The sequence below is a fragment of the Pseudomonas sp. MH10 genome, assembly GCF_034353045.1.
Taxonomy (GTDB): Bacteria; Pseudomonadota; Gammaproteobacteria; order Pseudomonadales; family Pseudomonadaceae; genus Aquipseudomonas.
The window spans coordinates 220,863-238,490 of the sequence record NZ_CP133783.1; the positions used below are offsets into that span (position 1 = coordinate 220,863).

The following is a 17,628-nucleotide window of genomic DNA, read 5'->3' on the forward strand; positions in this document are numbered from 1 at the left end:
GTGACCGGCGCGCCCGAGAGCCTGTGCATTTTGATTGCTGACGACAATGCCAGTGATCGCTTGCTGTTGAGCACCATCGTTCGGCAACAGGGTCATCGCGTGATAAGCGTCAGCAATGGCCAGGAGGCGGTGGAGGTCTTTGAGCGGGAGCGTCCACAGTTAGTGTTGCTGGATGCCTTGATGCCGGTCATGGACGGATTTGAAGCCGCGCGGCGAATCAAGCAGATGGCGGGCGAGTCGTTGGTGCCGATCATCTTTCTGACGTCGCTGAGCGAAAGCGAAGCGTTGGTGCGTTGCCTCGATGCCGGGGGCGATGATTTCGTTGCCAAGCCTTACAACCAAATCATCCTCGCGGCCAAAATCAACGCCATGGACCGCTTGCGGCGCTTGCACGAAACGGTGCTTCGACAACGCGATCAAATCACCAAGCACCACGATTACTTGCTCAATGAGCAGCGGGTTGCTAAGGCAGTGTTTGATCAGGTTGCGCACTCCGGCTGTTTGAGCGCACCGAATATTCGTTATCTTCAATCGCCTTACGCGCTGTTCAACGGCGATTTGCTGCTCGCGGCCTACACCCCGGCTGGGAACATGCACGTATTGCTCGGTGATTTCACCGGCCATGGTTTGCCTGCGGCAGTGGGCGCGATGCCGTTGGCCGAGGTGTTCTATGGAATGACCGCAAAGGGTTACGGTTTGGCGCAAACCCTTAGAGAGATGAACGCCAAGCTCAAGCGTATCTTGCCGGTGGACATGTTTTGTTGCGCGACCCTGTTGAGCGTCAACTTCAACGTGCGTCAGGTCGAGGTGTGGAACGGTGGACTGCCCGACGGCTATTTGCATCACGTTGCCAGCGGGAAGCGCACGCCGTTGGTATCGCGTCATTTGCCCCTGGGCGTGCTGGATCCCAATCGTTTTGATGACAAGACCGAAGTCCATCCGTTGGCGATGGGCGACCGGATTTTTCTATTGTCAGACGGGGTGCTCGACACCAGTGACATCGACGACCGCTTGTTTGGGGTGGAGCGCCTTAACACTGTTTTTGCGGCCAATCGCGAGCCCGACGCGCTGATTGGTGAAATCCAGGAGGCCCTGAACGACTTCCGTGGAGACGTTAGGGATGACGTGAGTATGGTCGAAATCACCTTGGTCGAGCCCGAGTTGCTGGGCGCCCAAGTCGTGACCTATTCCGACAGTGGTGAGTCGAGCCCGCTGGACTGGTCGGTGAGTTTCGAATACCGCGCGGCGACCCTGAAACGATTCAATCCGCTCCCCTATCTGTTGCAGTTGCTGTTGGAAGTGCACGGGCTAAGGAGCCAAAGCGGCGCGCTTTATAGCGTACTGGCCGAGTTGTACACCAACGCGTTGGAACACGGAGTGCTTGGACTGGATTCCGGCCTCAAGCGCGATGCCTCGGGGTTTTCCCACTATTACCGAGAACGCAATAACCGTCTGGCTAACCTTGAAGAGGGCTATATACGCCTGCATTTGCAGGTGGTGCCTCTCGAAGATGGCGGGCAGTTGACTGTCCGCATCGAAGACAGTGGCGCGGGGTTTGACGTGAAACGTGCGATGAGTCTACCGACAGTCGGTCATGAGTTATCGGGGCGCGGACTCAATCTGGTCCGTAAGCTAAGTCAACATTGCCACTGGTCTGAGGATGGACGTACGGCATGCGTGGAATTTTCCTGGGGGGCTCAGGCATGATTCCCAGATTCTTGATCAAGGAGCGAACAAGTGGCGATGATCCATGTGGACTACGGTGTCTTGAGTAACCTGCAAGACGTCATGGAAAGTGAATACCCGATACTGATCGATACCTTTCTGGACGATTCAGAACAACGGCTGCTGCAGTTGCACCATGCGTTGTTGACCCAGGTTTCTTGCCTGGAAGGGCTGGGAATGGCTGCCCACAGCTTCAAAGGCAGCAGCGGCAATATGGGCGCCACTCGGCTCGCCGAGCTGTGCGGACAGCTTGAAGAGCGCACCCAGCGCGGGGAAATGGAGGACGCGCCGGAATGGGTACACAAGATAGAGCGCGAATTTGCCACCGTCCGCCGTTTGTTCTGCGCAGAACGCCAGCGATTCTCTGAATAATCCAAGTCGAATAGAAAGCTGGCCCGTCGTTTGCTTAGTGTCTTTGTACTCGCGCCCCGTACGGAGACCGCCATGGCCCTTGCCCCTAATCCTCTTTTGCTGACTACCCCTGTAGTCAAGTCCCAACCGACGGTCGCCACCAACGTGGTAAAACCCGTTGAGACCGTCAAGGACAACACGCCCAGCTTCGCTCACGTGTATGCCAAACAGGCGGACCCCAAGCCAGCGGCGACCCATGAGGTTGCGCAAAAGCCAATCAAAGACAAAACCGTCGTTGCCAACGGCAAGGCTGTCCCGGACGCCAAGCCTGCCGCCTCCACGTCAGACGTTGCCGATAGCGGCAAATACTTGCCTGCCGACAAGGTTAGCAATAAAAGCGATGGGTCCGACGATAGCAATAACGATGACAAAGACTCGGATGATAAGGCGAAGGATCCATTGGCGCTCGACGCCGCGCCCGTCATCCCGGTTCCCGATCCAACCTTGATTGCCGCCGTTGCGCCGCCGGTCCCAGACCCTGCGCCACCGGTTGCCATCGCACCGCCGCCGATTGAAATTCCCGCGTCCATGGTTGCCCTTGTTGTTCCGCAGCCAGCCACTGCGGCGACCCCGGCGACTGCGGCCGCCGCTCCGGCGTTCGACCCTGCATCGGACCCGTTGGCGGGGCTCGCCGCTGTGCAGGTGGCCGTGCAGATCAACACGACTAAAGGTGCAGCAACGACCACCCCCACTGACGGCGTGACCGCGACCGTTGCTGACAAAAAAACTTCAACCACTCAAAAGAATACTGATCCGTTGCTGACAGTCGCCAATAACCTGGCGGTTCCTGTAGACCAGCAGCCGACCGATAACACCAGCACCAACACCGGTCCTGGCGATGGCGATCAAGCCTTCAAGGGCTTGATCGAAGGCGGACTGAAAGATACGAAAAGTGCAGCGTCCGATACCCGTGTCGATGACTTTGCCAACCGCTTGGCCGCGTTGAGTCAGGCGGTACAACCGAAAGCCGCAGTGTCTGCGCTAACTACCACCGCTGTTGCGTCGCCATTAACCCAGCCGTTGGCGATGCACCAAAGTGGATGGAGTGAAGCGGTAGTAGACCGGGTCATGTACCTTTCAAGCCAAAACTTGAAGTCCGCCGATATCCAGTTGGACCCGGCTGAGTTGGGCCGTTTGGATATTCGCGTCAACATGGCCGCAGACCAGCAGACGCAAATCACCTTCATGAGCGCCCATGTTGGCGTGCGTGAAGCGCTGGAAGGGCAGATGTCCAAGCTGCGAGATTCGTTTGCTCAGCAAGGCCTAGGGCAGGTTGATGTCAGCGTTTTCGATCAGTCACGCGGCTGGCAGGGTCAGGGCCAGAACCAGCAACAGACCAACCAGGGCCAAGGCAGCAGTAGCGTCGCAAACAGCGGTTCTGACCGCCACGACGGCCTTGATGACGGCACGATTCAGGACGTGGCTGCTGTTAGTCAACCGATGACCGTCATTGGCAGTAGCCAGGTCGATTACTACGCTTGACCCTATTGGTAGCGGGCTTACCCGCTACTTCGGTGTGCCTGAGGCGCCGCCGCTCGCGTATCTGGCATAACACTTGCTCTTCTTCCGTCACGCATTACGAACTCCCCGAATAGTGACGGATTATTGGCATGGCGCAGAGCGAAGAAGTTAAAGACCCCGCCGTTAAAGGCAAACTCAAGCTCATTCTCCTGGTGGTTTTTGGGTTGCTGCTGGCCGTCGGCATTTCGGTAGGCGCAACCTGGTTTTTTCTGCATAAGGCGCAAGCCAAGCCCGTGGACGCGGCGCAAGCCGCTGATGTCAGGCTCCCTTCGATCTACGAACCAATGGCCCCAGCCTTTGTGGTCAACTTCAACCAAGGCGGCCGCCAGCGCTACATGCAGGTCAGTATTACCTTGCTGGGCCGCAATCAGGCTGACTTGGACGCGTTGAAAGTCCACATGCCGGTTATCCGCAACAACCTGGTCATGCTGTTCTCTGGACAGCCATTCGACTCGCTGCTCCAGCCGATCGGACAAGAACTGCTGCGTCAAAAAGCATTTGCCAGTGTGCAGGAAGTGGCGCAGAAAGAAGTCGGCAAAGTCGTCGTAGAGCAATTGCTTTTCACTAACTTCGTATTGCAGTAGGACCACGACATGGCCGTGCAAGACCTGCTGTCACAGGAAGAAATTGATGCGCTGCTGCATGGCGTCGACGATGGTCTGGTCCAGACCGAAAGCACACCCGAGCCCGGCAGCGTAAAAAGTTATGACCTGACCAGTCAGGATCGAATCGTCCGTGGGCGGATGCCGACGCTTGAAATGATCAACGAGCGTTTTGCCCGTTACACCCGTATCAGCATGTTCAACATGCTGCGGCGTTCCGCAGATGTTGCGGTGGGCGGCGTTCAGGTAATGAAGTTTGGCGAGTACGTGCACTCGCTGTACGTTCCGACCAGTTTGAATCTGGTCAAGATCAAGCCGTTGCGCGGCACTGCACTTTTTATTTTGGATGCCAAGCTGGTGTTTAAGCTGGTGGACAACTTTTTCGGTGGTGACGGGCGGCATGCCAAAATCGAAGGCCGTGAATTCACGCCGACAGAATTACGTGTCGTGCGGATGGTGCTTGAACAGGCCTTTACCGACCTGAAAGAAGCTTGGCAGGCGATCATGGAAGTGAGCTTCGAGTACATGAACTCGGAAGTGAACCCGGCCATGGCCAACATTGTCGGTCCAAGCGAAGCGGTGGTGGTCTCCACCTTCCATATCGAACTCGACGGCGGTGGCGGCGACCTGCACGTCACCATGCCTTACTCGATGATTGAGCCGGTTCGCGAAATGCTCGACGCCGGCTTCCAATCCGATTTGGATGACCAGGACGAGCGCTGGGGCAACGCCCTGAAAGAGGACGTGCTGGATGTCTCCGTGCCGTTGAGCGCCGTCGTCGCCCGTCGTCAAATTCGCCTGCGCGACATCCTGCACATGCAGCCGGGTGATGTGATTCCGGTGGAGTTACCCGAAGAGCTGATCATGCGCGCCAACGGCGTGCCAGCGTTCAAAGTCAAACTGGGAACACACAAAGGACACCTGGCGTTGCAAGTGATCGAACCGATCGAACGCCGCTGACATCCATTTCAGCAGAACTACGTGCTGTTTTAACGAAACAAAGCTCGCCGAGGACAACCGATGGCCGATGAAAAAGAAATAACCTCCGCTGAAGATCAGGCATTGGCCGATGAGTGGGCCGCTGCACTGGGTGAATCCGGTGACGCCAGCCAGGACGATATTGATTCCCTGCTCGCCGCGGATGCCGGGAACGCTTCAGCCTCCAATCGCATGCCGATGGAAGAGTTTGGCAGCGTGGCAAAGAACAATGCTGCGGTGTCCCTGGACGGTCCAAACCTGGATGTGATTCTGGATATTCCGGTTTCGATCTCCATGGAAGTGGGCAGCACCGACATCAATATTCGTAACCTGTTGCAGCTCAACCAAGGCTCGGTGATCGAACTCGACCGTCTGGCCGGTGAGCCGCTGGACGTGTTGGTCAACGGTACGTTGATCGCTCACGGTGAAGTGGTCGTGGTCAACGAAAAGTTCGGGATCCGCCTGACGGATGTGATCAGTCCTAGCGAACGCATCAAGAAGTTACGCTAAATGAACAGGCTCCCCGGTGTGATTTTCGCCCTGTTGCTCAGCGTAATAGCTGTGGGTGCAATGGCGGCAGAACCGGTCATGCCGGCCGTCGCGGCGCCCGCTAGCACAATGATCAGCGGCGGCATCGGGGGCCAGTTGACGCAATTGGTGCTGGGTCTGTTGTTAGTTGTCGGCTTGATCTTCGGACTCGCCTGGCTGCTGCGTCGGGTTCAGGGCGCCAACCCGCGCAACGGTCAGTTGATCGAACTGCTCGGGTCGCGGGCACTCGGTCCTCGCGATCGGCTGATATTGGTACAAGTCGGCAAGGAGCAGATTTTGCTCGGGATCTCGCCGGGAAGAATTACGCCACTGCATGTGCTTAAAGAGCCGGTGCAGGTGCCTGATAGCGAAAATGCCACGCCAGAATTCGCCCAGCGTCTGATGGAGCTGCTGGGCAAGGATCATAAGGATAAGAAGTAATGACCGCGTTGCGCATCGTATTGACGCTGCTGCTGGTACTGGCCGCGCCTTTGGTGTTCGCTGCAGATCCGTTGACGATCCCGGCGATCAGCATGTCCACCGGTGCCAACGGCGCTCAAGAATATTCGGTCAATCTGCAGATTCTGCTGATCATGACCGCGCTGAGTTTTATCCCGGCGTTCGTCATGCTGATGACCAGCTTTACCCGGATCATCATCGTCTTTTCCATCCTGCGTCAGGCCTTGGGCTTGCAGCAGACGCCGTCGAACCAGATTTTGACCGGCATGGCGCTGTTCCTGACCCTCTTCATCATGGCGCCGGTGTTTGATCGAGTGAACGTTGACGCCTTACAGCCCTATCTCGCCGAAAAACTCACGGCGCAGGACGCGGTGCTCAAGGCGCAAGTGCCAATCAAGGACTTCATGTTGGCGCAGACCCGTCAGAGCGACCTGGACCTGTTTATGCGTTTGTCAAAACGCACCGACATCGCCAGTCCGGATCAGGCGCCCCTGACGATTCTGGTCCCTGCGTTCGTGACGTCCGAGCTTAAAACCGCGTTCCAGATCGGCTTCATGATTTTTATTCCGTTTCTCATCATTGACCTTGTGGTCGCCAGCGTACTGATGGCGATGGGGATGATGATGCTCTCGCCGCTGATTATTTCGTTGCCGTTCAAGATCATGCTGTTCGTACTGGTGGACGGGTGGGCCTTGATCATCGGCACGCTGGCCAGCAGTTTCGGCGGCGTATCGCCATGAGAAGGGAGAGCACGCAATGACGCCAGAAGTTGCTGTCGATCTGTTTCGCGACGCGTTATGGCTGACCACCATGATGGTGTCGGTATTGGTGGTACCGAGCCTGATCGTCGGACTGCTGGTGGCCATGTTCCAGGCGGCGACCCAGATCAACGAACAAACCTTGAGCTTTCTCCCTCGCCTGCTGGTGATGTTGGTCACGTTGATCGTCGCCGGCCCTTGGTTGGTTCGGGTGTTCATGGAGTACATCCAATCGCTATACGGCAGCATTCCGACCGTGATTGGTTGATCGCATGCCCTCCGTACTTGCCCTGACTGACACGCAGATCGGGACCTGGGTGGCGAGCTTTATGCTCCCCCTGTTCCGGGTCGCGGCCGTGTTGATGACCATGCCGATTTTTGGCACGACGTTAGTGCCGACACGGGTGCGGTTGTATTTCTCGCTGGCGATTACCGTGGTGATTGCGCCCAGCCTGCCACCGATGCCAGCCGTGCATGCGCTGGACCTCAGTGCGCTGCTGCTGATTGGTGAACAGATCATCGTTGGCGCCATGCTGGGCATGTCCCTTCAGTTGTTTTTTCAGGCGTTCGTCATCGCCGGGCAAATTATTTCGATCCAGATGGGCATGGGCTTCGCTTCAATGGTTGACCCCACGAACGGCGTTTCGGTAGCGGTTCTCGGGCAGTTTTTCAGCATGCTGGTGACCCTGCTATTTCTCTCCATGAATGGCCATCTGGTGGTGTTTGAGGTCTTGGTTGAAAGCTTCACCACGTTGCCGGTCGGCAGCGGTATTGACGTCGGCAATCTCTGGGAACTGGCCGGTCGTTTTGGCTGGGTATTAGGCGCGGGATTACTGTTGGTGCTACCCGCTATTACCGCCTTGCTGATCGTCAGCGTTGCGTTTGGCGTCATGACACGCGCGGCGCCGCAGCTGAACATGTTCTCCATCGGCATTCCGCTGACGCTGGTGCTGGGGATGGTGATCCTGTGGATGACCCTCGGCGATATGCTCAATCAATTTCCACCGCTGGCCGCCAATGCATTGGAATTGCTACGCGGCCTGGTGAGGGCGCGCTGATATGGCCGAGAACGAGAATGGCCAGGATAAAACAGAAGACCCCACGGACAAACGGGTCAGAGACTCCCGCGAAAAAGGCGAGACGGCCCGTTCCAAGGAGCTGAACACGTTAATCGTCACCATGGCCGGCGCGGGTAGCTTGCTGGTGTTCGGCGGTCAGATCGCACAAATGATGCTCGATCTGATGCGCACCAATTTCACCTTGTCGCGCGAGGTGATCATGGACGATCACTACATGGGCTTGTATTTTCTCAACGCCGGTAAAGCAGCGCTGGTGGCTATACAGCCGTTGATGCTGGTCATGGTGTTGGCGGCGGTCATTGGTCCTATCACCTTGGGTGGCTGGATATTCTCGGGCAGTTCCATGGCGCCCAAGTTCAGCCGAATGAACCCCTTGTCGGGCCTCAAGCGCATGGTGTCGACCCATGCCTTGGTCGAGCTGTTGAAGTCCATTGCGAAGTTTTGCATCACGCTGATGGTGGCGTTATTCGTGTTGCAGAAGGACCAAAGTGACCTGATCTCTATCGCTCATGAGTCGTTGGACTCGGCGATTATCCACAGCATTCGCCTCTTGGGCTGGAGTGCTTTGTGGATGGCCTGTGGGTTGATCATCATTGCAGCGGTGGACGTTCCGTTCCAGGTGTACGAAGCCCACAAAAAACTGATGATGACCAAGCAAGAGATACGCGACGAACACAAGGACAGCGAAGGTCGGCCCGAGGTCAAACAGCGGATTCGTCAACTGCAACGAGAAATGTCTCAGCGACGCATGCTGTCGTCGGTGCCCAAGGCTGATGTAATCATCACCAACCCGACCCACTACGCTGTCGCGCTGCAATATGACCCCGAGAAGGGCGGGGCGCCGATGTTGCTGGCTAAAGGGACTGATTTCCTGGCGCTGAAAATCCGCGAAATCGCCGGTGAGCACACTATCCTGATGCTTGAGTCTCCTGCTTTGGCGCGTTCGATCTACTACTCCACCGAACTTGACCAGGAAATCCCCGCCGGGCTGTACCTGGCGGTGGCCCAAGTGTTGGCGTACGTCTATCAAATCCGCCAACACCGCGCCGGCCGAGGCAAACGCCCCGATCCCCTTGGCGACCTGCCGATCCCGACCGACTTGCAGCGCGATGAATAAACTTGTGTGCCAGGCTTGCCTGCGAACAGCTTGATTCAGCGAAACCTGACACGTCGCCTTCGTTGGCAAGCCAACTCCCACGAGTTGAATATTGCTCAGCCAAGCCCCAAACCTGTGGGAGCAGGCTTGCCTGCGAATGGCTTAACTCAGTGGCGCCTGACACATCGCCTTCGTTGGCAAGCCAACTCCCACGAGTTGAATATTGCTCAGCCAAGCCCCAAAACCTGTGGGAGCAGGCTTGCCTGCGAATGGCTTAACTCAGTGGCGCCTGACACATCGCTTTCGTTGGCAAGCCAACTTTCACAGGTTTGAACTATTGCTCAGCCAACCTTTAGAGCCACACCGCGTCCCATAGGGGGTAATCGCTGACTCGATCTACCAGGCCTGCGCGAAGGGGATTGGCAACGATATATCGGGCAAATTGGTGTAAATTTTCGTCATGGCGAACTGCGGTATCGTGAAAGCCCGTTTGCCAAAATCGACCGTCAGTGCCCCTTTGTTTGTTGATCGCGATAGCGCTTCGGGACTTCACTCTTCGAACCAGACCGTCTAGCGTTCCTTGCTTTAGTTCGAATAACCAATGGAAGTGGTCGGGCATGATCACCCATGCCAATGAACAGACAAGGCCGCTGTCGTTGGTTTTCTTCATTTCCTTCACAAGCGTTCGACCCAGCCAGAAGTCCTCAAAGATGGGTTGGCGATTGTGAGTTTTGGAGGTCACCGAATAGATTCGCCCGTGTTCAGAAAAACGGCCTGAGCGCAAACGATGAGACTGTGCAATTGATGGCATTCCGTTGCCCCTTATGAGTTCAAAGCGGCCTGCCACGCTACATCGTCGAGGGCGGGGTCCATACGTTGATGGTTAACAGAAGATGTCTGCGCTTTTGGAATCGCCTTCGTTGGCAAGCCAACTCCCACGAGTTGAATATTGCTCAGCCAAGCCCCAAACCTGTTGGAGCAGGCTTGCCTGCGAATGGCTTGACTCAGTGGCGCCTGACACATCGCCTTCGTTGGCAAGCCAGCTTTCACAGGTTTGAGATATTGCTCAGCCAAGCCCCAAAAAACCTGTGGGAGCAGGCTTGCCTGCGAATGGCTTGACCCAGTGGCGCCCGACACATCGCCTTCGTTGGCAAGCCAACTCCCACAGATTTGAGATATTGCTCAGCCAAGCCCCAAACCTGTTGGAGCAGGCTTGCCTGCGAATGGCTTAACTCAGTGGCGCCTGACACATCGCCTTCGTTGGCAAGCCAGCTTTCACAGGTTTGAGATATTGCTCAGCCAAGCCCCAAACCTGTGGGAGCAGGCTTGCCTGCGAATGGCTTAACTCAGTGGCGCCTGACACATCGCTTTCGTTGGCAAGCCAACTTTCACAGGTCGAAGTATTGCTCAGCCAAGCCCCAAAACCTGTGGGAGCAGGCTTGCCTGCGAATGGCTTGACCCAGTGGCGCCTGGCACATCGCCTTCGTTGGCAAGCCAACTCCCACGAGTTGAATATTGCTCAGCCAAGCCCCAAAAAACCTGTGGGAGCAGGCTTGCCTGCGAATGGCTTGACTCAGTGGCGCCTGGCACATCGCCTTCGTTGGCAAGCCAACTTTCACAGGTTTGAGATATTGCTCAGCCAAGCCCCAAAACCTGTGGGAGCAGGCTTGCCTGCGAATGGCTTAACTCAGTGGCGCCTGACAATCGCTTTCGTTGGCAAGCCAACTTTCACAGGTTTGAGATATTGCTCAGCCAAGCCCCAAAAAACCTGTGGGAGCAGGCTTGCCTGCGAATGGCTTGACTCAGTGGCGCCTGACACATCGCCTTCGTTGGCAAGCCAACTCCCACGAGTTGAATATTGCTCAGCCAAGCCCCAAAAAACCTGTGGGAGCAGGCTTGCCTGCGAATGGCTTGACTCGGTGGCGCCTGACACATCGCCTTCGTTGGCAAGCCAACTCCCACGAGTTGAATATTGCTCAGCCAAGCCCCAAAAAACCTGTGGGAGCAGGCTTGCCTGCGAATGGCTTGACCCAGTGGCGCCTGGCACATCGCCTTCGTTGGCAAGCCAACTTTCACAGGTTTGAGATATTGCTCAGCCAAGCCCCAAAAAACCTGTGGGAGCAGGCTTGCCTGCGAATGGCTTGACCCAGTGGCGCCTGACACATCGCTTTCGTTGGCAAGCCAACTTTCACAGGTTTGAGATATTGCTCAGCCAAGCCCCAAACCTGTGGGAGCAGGCTTGCTTGCGAATGGCTTGACTCAGTGGCGCCTGACACATCGCTTTCGTTGGCAAGCCAACTCCCACGAGTTGAATATTGCTCAGCCAAGCCCCAAAAAACCTGTGGGAGCAGGCTTGCCTGCGAATGGCTTGACTCAGTGGCGCCTGACACATCGCTTTCGTTGGCAAGCCAACTTTCACAGGTTTGAGATATTGCTCAGCCAAGCCCCAAAAAACCTGTGGGAGCAGGCTTGCCTGCGAATGGCTTGACTCGGTGGCGCCTGACACATCGCCTTCGTTGGCAAGCTAACTTTCACAGGTGAATCAGGCGCGAGCAGCAAGCTCGAAGGGCGCTCATTGTTCTTTAGCAATATTTCAATAGTTGGAAAGGTTCTTGCAATGCCCTTGCTACGGCGCATTTGGCGTCAAAAGTTTGATTTAGTGGGCAGGAAAAGAATTGGTGGATCGCTCTCAATTAATCAACGCAGCACGTAACAACCTGGTCAGCGTCGGTCGTGGCAACCTGGGTGTGCCGCTGCTGCTGTTGGTCATGTTGGCAATGATGATGTTGCCAGTCCCGCCGTTCCTGCTCGACGTATTTTTCACCTTCAACATTGCGCTGTCGATCGTGGTTCTGCTGGTCTGCGTTTACGCGTTGCGCCCATTGGACTTCTCGGTATTTCCGACCATCCTGCTGGTGGCTACGCTGCTGAGACTGGCGCTCAACGTTGCTTCCACGCGCGTGGTCATGCTTCATGGCCAAGAGGGCCACGCCGCCGCCGGTAAGGTGATTCAGGCGTTTGGCGAGGTGGTGATCGGCGGTAACTACGTGGTCGGTATCGTGGTGTTCGCGATTTTGATGATCATCAACTTCGTCGTAGTGACCAAAGGTGCCGGGCGAATTTCCGAGGTGAGTGCGCGCTTCACCCTCGACGCGATGCCCGGTAAACAGATGGCCATCGACGCTGACCTTAACGCCGGTTTGATCGACCAGCCCCAAGCCAAACATCGTCGTCTGGAAGTCGCTCAAGAAGCTGAGTTCTACGGTTCGATGGACGGTGCCAGCAAATTTGTGCGCGGTGACGCCATCGCGGGCTTGATGATTCTGTTCATCAACTTGATCGGCGGCGTCGCCGTTGGTGTCTTTCAACACAACATGTCGTTTGCTGATGCGGGCAAGGTTTACGCCCTGCTGACCATCGGTGACGGTTTGGTGGCGCAATTGCCATCACTGCTTTTGTCCACGGCCGCCGCGATTATGGTGACCCGTGCTTCCGGCTCGGAAGAAATGGGCAAGCTGATCAATCGGCAAATGTTCACCTCACCCAAGGCATTGGCGGTGGCCGCCGGCTTGATCGTGGTGATGGGACTGGTGCCGGGGATGCCGCACTTTTCTTTCATCAGCTTGGGCATGTTGGCTGGAGGTGCTGCCTACCTGGTGTGGAAAAAGCAGAACATGGTCAAAGTTAACGCCTTGATGGAAGTTCAGCGTCAACAAGATCTGCTGCCATCACCAACACGCGCGCAGGACTCCAAGGAATTGGGTTGGGATGACGTGACGCCCATCGACATGATTGGTCTGGAAGTGGGGTATCGGCTGATCCCGTTGGTGGACCGCAATCAAGGCGGTCAACTGCTGGCGCGAATCAAGGGCGTGCGTAAGAAGCTCTCGCAAGAGCTGGGCTTTTTGATGCCCACGGTGCATATCCGCGACAACCTCGACCTGGCGCCCAGTGCCTACCGTCTGACGCTGATGGGCGTGACCTTGGCCGAAGCCGAGATTTACCCGGACCGCGAACTGGCGATCAACCCTGGGCAAGTCTTTGGCACGCTCAACGGTATTACGGCCAAAGACCCCGCGTTTGGTCTGGAAGCGGTGTGGATCGAAGTCAGTCAACGCAGTCAGGCGCAATCGTTGGGCTATACCGTGGTAGATGCCAGCACCGTGGTAGCGACCCACCTTAACCAGATTTTGTATAAGCATTCCCATGAGCTGATTGGCCATGAGGAAGTTCAGCAGTTAATGCAATTGCTGGCTAAAGGATCACCAAAACTGGCTGAAGAGTTGGTCCCGGGAATTCTGTCGCTCTCTGCATTGCTCAAAGTGCTGCAGGCCTTGTTGGCAGAACAGGTTCCCGTCAGGGATATTCGTAGCATCGCCGAAGCGATCGCGAATGCGGCCCCTCGGAGTCAAGATACCGCCGCTTTGGTGGCCGCCGTGCGTATCGCATTGAGCCGCGCAATCGTGCAAAGCATTGTGGGCATTGAGCCGCAGCTGCCTGTTATCACTCTTGAGCCAAGGTTGGAACAGATATTGCTCAATAGTCTTCAGAAGGCTGGTCAGGGTCAGGAAGAGGGCGTTCTTCTTGAGCCAAGTATGGCTGAAAAGCTCCAGCGTTCTTTGATAGATGCTGCACAACGCCAAGAAATGCAGGGGCAACCGGTGATTTTGTTGGTCGCAGGACCGGTTCGCGCAATGCTGTCACGGTTTGGACGGCTGGCTGTACCGAACATGCATGTGCTGGCGTATCAGGAAATTCCCGACAACAAACAAGTCACGATCGTCGCGACTGTCGGGCCAAACGGCTGAGGTAGTGAGTCATGCAAGTTAAGCGTTTTTTCGCCGCCGATATGCGTCAAGCCATGAAGCTGGTTCGTGATGAGCTGGGCGCTGACGCCGCCATCATTGGTAACCGCCGAATCGCTGGTGGCGTAGAGCTGACTGCTGCCCTGGATTACAAACTTTCCGCGTTGGCACCGCGTGTACCGAACATCGAGCTTGAAGACGAGTTGCGCAAAACTCAATCGCGCATCGTCTCCGCTCAAGCTGAATTGGGTTCGCGTGGCGACAACGATTCGTTGATTAATCGCCAGTTGTTCACGGGCGCGTCTCTGGAAGCTGGTGAAACGCACATCGAACCGACGTTCGACGAGCCTCGACGTGCTGCTGCACCGATGGCAAGCGCCGCCAGCGAGCCAATGATCGGGCTGCAAGCTTACGAATCGATGCGTTCGGAGCTGAACGGTCTGCGCGAATTGCTCGAAGTACAGCTCGGTTCGCTGGCCTGGAATCAGCTGCAAGGCAGCCGTCCACAACAGGCCAACCTGTGGCGTCGCCTGCAACGCATCGGTTTGTCGGGTCCGCTGTCCCGGGACCTGTTGGCGATGACCACTGAAATTGAAGAGCCTCGTCAGGCGTGGCGCATGTTGTTGGCGCACCTGGCGCGGATGATTGTGACCCCGGATGTCGAGCCGCTGGAAGAAGGCGGCGTGATTGCGATGGTAGGGCCGGCTGGTATGGGCAAGACCACGACCCTGGCGAAACTGGCCGCGCGTTATGTCTTGAAATACGGTTCGCAAAACATCGCTCTGGTGAGCATGGACAGCTACCGAATTGGTGCTCAGGAACAGCTTAAAACCCTGGGCCGGATCCTCAATGTATCCGTCACCCACATCGATCCTGGCCAGTCGTTGGGCCAGGCGTTGGAACCGCTGTTGCGCAAGCGCGTGGTGTTAATTGACACCGCCGGTCTGCAAGCCAGCGATCCGGCTCTGCGAATGCAGCTGGAAAGTCTCGCGGGTCGCGGTATCAAAGCACGTAATTATCTGGTGTTAGCAACTACCAGTCAGAAGCAGGTTCTAACCGCTGCATACCACAGCTATAAACGCTGCGGGCTGGCGGGCTGCATCCTCACCAAACTGGACGAAACTGCCAGTCTGGGAGAGGTGTTGAGTTTGGCAATAAGCCATGAGTTACCGGTGGCTTATCTCACGGATGGACCGCGAATACCGGACGACTTGCATTTGCCACGTAGGCACCAGCTGGTCAGTCGTGCGGTGAGTGTGCAAATGCAGGAAGAGCCAAGCGAAGAAGCTATGGCGGATATGTTCGCGGATCTTTATCACAGCCCGAACAAGCGGGTTGGGTAGGGCAAGACATTGGAATGTACCTGCATCAAGGGTGGCGCCGACGTTGTTCATGCAACGCACGCGCAATCACTGATGTGGCCTCGGTCTAAGCAAGTCAAGGTAAAGAACTAAAATGGGTAGCATGCATCCCGTACAGGTCATCGCAGTAACTGGCGGCAAGGGTGGCGTCGGTAAGACAAACGTTTCAGTGAACCTCTCACTGGCGCTGGCAGAGCTTGGCCGACGCGTCATGTTGCTGGACGCTGATCTGGGTCTGGCAAACGTCGACGTCTTGCTTGGCCTCACACCCAAACGAACCCTTGCCGATGTGATCGAGGGGCGTTGCGAACTGCGCGACGTGTTGCTCCAAGGCCCTGGCGGGATTCGTATCGTGCCAGCGGCTTCGGGCACTCAGAGCATGGTTCACCTGACGCCTGCGCAACACGCCGGGCTGATTCAGGCGTTCAGCGACATCGGTGACAACCTCGATGTGCTGGTGATCGACACGGCGGCCGGGATCGGTGAGTCAGTGGTCAGTTTCGTGCGCGCAGCTCAAGAAGTGCTGCTGGTGGTGTGCGATGAACCCACGTCGATTACCGACGCCTACGCGTTGATCAAGCTGCTGAACCGCGATTACGGCATGAACCGCTTTCGAGTGCTGGCCAACATGGCGCAAAGCCCTCAGGAAGGGCGCAATTTGTTCGCCAAGTTGACTAAGGTCACGGACCGCTTTCTAGACGTCGCCTTACAATACGTCGGTGCTGTGCCCTACGACGAATGTGTGCGCAAGGCCGTGCAAAAGCAGCGGGCAGTTTACGAAGCATTTCCTCGTTCCAAGTGTTCCCTGGCCTTTAAGGCCATCGCGCAGAAAGTCGACACGTGGCCATTGCCGGCCAACCCGCGCGGACACCTTGAATTTTTCGTTGAACGGCTCGTACATCAGACGAGTGCAGGACCAGTCCTATGACAGCCAGCGGCTATCGCATGTACAGCAAGGCGTCCAAGGACTCCCAGTACGAGCTGATCGAGCGGTATGCGCCGCTGGTGAAACGCATTGCCTATCACTTGCTGGCACGCCTGCCAGCCAGCGTACAAGTTGAAGACTTGATCCAAGCCGGCATGATCGGTTTGCTAGAAGTGTCTACCAAATATGACGCCACCAAAGGCGCAAGTTTCGAAACCTATGCCGGGATTCGTATCCGTGGCGCCATGCTCGATGAAGTGCGAAAGGGCAATTGGGCCCCTCGTTCAGTGCACCGCAATACACGCATGGTCAGTGACGCAATTCGATCAATTGAAGCTAAAACAGGTCGTGACGCTAAAGATCACGAAGTTGCGGCCGAACTCCAATTGAGTCTTGATGATTATTACGGGATTTTGAACGATACCTTGGGCAGCCGGTTGTTCAGTTTCGACGATCTTTTACAGGACGGCGAACATGAAGGGCTGCATGAGGATGGCGCAAGCGCTCAGCTTGAGCCGTCACGCGATCTGGAGGATGAACGCTTCCAGGCAGCGTTAGCGGATGCAATAGCCAACTTGCCGGAGCGTGAGCGACTGGTGTTGGCGCTGTACTACGACGAAGAGCTGAACCTCAAAGAAATTGGTGAAGTATTGGGGGTTAGCGAATCGCGGGTCAGCCAGTTACACAGCCAGTGCGCAGCTCGTTTGCGAGGGCGTTTGGGAGAATGGCGAGCGCGTTGATGGGCAAGGCGTGACCCCTGGTGGTGACGAGTTGCCTGTAAGCCGGCTGTGCAAAGCGTTGCGTGCGAAGCATAAGACTAGGCGGAAGCCGTTCAGAGAGTCCTTTAGACTTTCTGTGTCCATTCCGGCGTGTTGATTTACCAAGCCCGTCGTCGTTTTCGTGCAGCCTATATGTGCTGTGCCGGTTTTGATTGAACAGCGTATTCAGGTGCTGAATGCGTTTAAGACTGCTTGGAGGTCGAATTGGACAAGAACATGAAAATCCTCATCGTTGATGACTTCTCAACGATGCGGCGGATCATTAAAAACCTGTTGCGTGACCTTGGGTTCACCAACACGGCAGAAGCGGACGACGGAACTACCGCGCTGCCCATGCTGCAAAGCGGTAACTTCGACTTTCTGGTGACTGACTGGAACATGCCTGGCATGTCCGGTATCGATTTGCTGCGCCATGTGCGCGCCGATGATCGTCTCAAGCACTTGCCAGTATTGATGGTAACGGCCGAAGCCAAACGTGACCAAATCATCGAAGCCGCTCAGGCCGGTGTTAACGGTTATGTGGTCAAGCCCTTCACGGCCCAAGTGCTGAAAGAAAAGATCGAAAAGATCTTCGAGCGCGTCAATAGCTGATGTCCGCCGT

General features: G+C 56.3%; 17 protein-coding genes. 16 read left to right on the top strand and 1 reads right to left on the bottom strand.

The annotated features are described in order from the left end of the window. From RHM59_RS00985 to flhB, 11 genes are all read left to right on the top strand, one after another. Positions 1-1,707, top strand: a complete 1,707-nt coding sequence (locus RHM59_RS00985; RefSeq protein ID WP_322285751.1) for a fused response regulator/phosphatase — start codon at positions 1-3, stop codon at positions 1,705-1,707. 36 nt (positions 1,708-1,743) lie between these two features. Next, the gene (locus tag RHM59_RS00990) at positions 1,744-2,097 is read left to right on the top strand and encodes an Hpt domain-containing protein (RefSeq protein ID WP_322286653.1); all 354 of its coding nucleotides are present in this window, start codon (positions 1,744-1,746) and stop codon (positions 2,095-2,097) included. A gap of 72 nt (positions 2,098-2,169) precedes the next feature. Then, positions 2,170-3,618, top strand: a complete 1,449-nt coding sequence (locus tag RHM59_RS00995) for a flagellar hook-length control protein FliK (RefSeq protein WP_322285752.1) — start codon at positions 2,170-2,172, stop codon at positions 3,616-3,618. 128 nt (positions 3,619-3,746) lie between these two features. Further along, complete coding sequence (gene fliL, locus RHM59_RS01000; protein WP_322168492.1) at positions 3,747-4,241, top strand: flagellar basal body-associated protein FliL; 495 nt, start codon at positions 3,747-3,749, stop codon at positions 4,239-4,241. Between the two features lie 9 nt (positions 4,242-4,250). Further along, on the top strand, positions 4,251-5,219 hold the full coding sequence (gene fliM / locus RHM59_RS01005; RefSeq protein ID WP_322168494.1) for a flagellar motor switch protein FliM: 969 nt from the start codon (positions 4,251-4,253) through the stop codon (positions 5,217-5,219). Between the two features lie 60 nt (positions 5,220-5,279). Further along, on the top strand, positions 5,280-5,747 hold the full coding sequence (gene fliN / locus RHM59_RS01010; protein ID WP_322168496.1) for a flagellar motor switch protein FliN: 468 nt from the start codon (positions 5,280-5,282) through the stop codon (positions 5,745-5,747). After that, on the top strand, positions 5,748-6,206 hold the full coding sequence (fliO, locus tag RHM59_RS01015; RefSeq protein ID WP_322285753.1) for a flagellar biosynthetic protein FliO: 459 nt from the start codon (positions 5,748-5,750) through the stop codon (positions 6,204-6,206). Further along, on the top strand, positions 6,206-6,964 hold the full coding sequence (fliP, locus tag RHM59_RS01020; protein WP_322168499.1) for a flagellar type III secretion system pore protein FliP: 759 nt from the start codon (positions 6,206-6,208) through the stop codon (positions 6,962-6,964). The genes fliO and fliP overlap by 1 nt, the downstream gene beginning before the upstream one ends. 16 nt (positions 6,965-6,980) lie before the next feature. Next, a complete protein-coding gene (gene fliQ, locus RHM59_RS01025) occupies positions 6,981-7,250 on the top strand; it encodes a flagellar biosynthesis protein FliQ (protein ID WP_322168501.1) in 270 nt (89 codons plus the stop codon). A 4-nt stretch (positions 7,251-7,254) separates the two neighbouring features. Beyond that, positions 7,255-8,040, top strand: coding sequence for a flagellar biosynthetic protein FliR (gene fliR / locus RHM59_RS01030; RefSeq protein ID WP_322168504.1), 786 nt, complete (start codon positions 7,255-7,257; stop codon positions 8,038-8,040). Between the two features lies 1 nt (position 8,041). Then, the gene (gene flhB / locus RHM59_RS01035) at positions 8,042-9,178 is read left to right on the top strand and encodes a flagellar biosynthesis protein FlhB (RefSeq protein ID WP_322168506.1); all 1,137 of its coding nucleotides are present in this window, start codon (positions 8,042-8,044) and stop codon (positions 9,176-9,178) included. A 331-nt stretch (positions 9,179-9,509) separates the two neighbouring features. On the opposite strand, the gene RHM59_RS01040 is transcribed toward flhB, so the two are convergent. Then, entirely contained in the window at positions 9,510-9,968 is a 459-nt protein-coding gene (locus RHM59_RS01040; protein ID WP_322286654.1) for an REP-associated tyrosine transposase, read from the bottom strand. A 1,867-nt stretch (positions 9,969-11,835) separates the two neighbouring features. On the opposite strand from RHM59_RS01040, the gene flhA reads away from it, so the two are divergent. The 5 genes from flhA to RHM59_RS01065 all read left to right on the top strand — a co-directional run bounded on the left by flhA (position 11,836) and on the right by RHM59_RS01065 (position 17,618). Further along, a complete protein-coding gene (gene flhA / locus RHM59_RS01045) occupies positions 11,836-13,965 on the top strand; it encodes a flagellar biosynthesis protein FlhA (RefSeq protein ID WP_322285754.1) in 2,130 nt (709 codons plus the stop codon). A gap of 11 nt (positions 13,966-13,976) precedes the next feature. Further along, positions 13,977-15,305 (top strand): flagellar biosynthesis protein FlhF, encoded by a 1,329-nt coding sequence (gene flhF / locus RHM59_RS01050; protein ID WP_322168509.1) that lies wholly within the window; start codon positions 13,977-13,979, stop codon positions 15,303-15,305. A gap of 112 nt (positions 15,306-15,417) precedes the next feature. After that, entirely contained in the window at positions 15,418-16,251 is an 834-nt protein-coding gene (gene fleN / locus RHM59_RS01055; RefSeq protein WP_322168511.1) for a flagellar synthesis regulator FleN, read from the top strand. After that, a complete protein-coding gene (gene fliA, locus RHM59_RS01060; protein ID WP_322285755.1) occupies positions 16,248-16,988 on the top strand; it encodes an RNA polymerase sigma factor FliA in 741 nt (246 codons plus the stop codon). The genes fleN and fliA overlap by 4 nt, the downstream gene beginning before the upstream one ends. Before the next feature lie 255 nt (positions 16,989-17,243). Continuing rightward, positions 17,244-17,618 (top strand): chemotaxis response regulator CheY, encoded by a 375-nt coding sequence (locus RHM59_RS01065; protein WP_322184084.1) that lies wholly within the window; start codon positions 17,244-17,246, stop codon positions 17,616-17,618. Positions 17,619-17,628 lie beyond the last annotated feature (10 nt).